The sequence below is a fragment of the Planktothrix sp. PCC 11201 genome (assembly GCF_900009135.1).
GTDB lineage: Bacteria > Cyanobacteriota > Cyanobacteriia > Cyanobacteriales > Microcoleaceae > Planktothrix.
In genome coordinates, this window is record NZ_LT797776.1 from 1 (window position 1) to 212 (window position 212).

Genomic DNA, 212 nt, shown 5'->3' on the forward strand with positions numbered 1-212 from the left:
GGCTGTAGGAGTTTCGTTGAGGTTATTAACAGTAACCGTCAATGGGGTTTCGTAAGTTAGTCCCCCCTGATCGGTAGTCCGTACTCGGATAGCATAACTGGACTTGGCTTCAAAGTTGGGGGAGGCGTTGATGTTGAGTTGGTTGCCAACAATAGCGAAGGCGGTGTTATCTGTTGAGCCTGTACCCGTGACTAAACTATAAGTAAAGGTAT

Annotated in this window: 1 protein-coding gene; it reads right to left on the reverse strand. The window is 47.2% G+C overall.

The genetic code is table 11. The features are described from left to right. Window positions 1–212 (reverse strand): cadherin repeat domain-containing protein (locus tag PL11201_RS27275; RefSeq protein ID WP_234996851.1); only part of this gene is annotated, 212 nt, incomplete at both ends.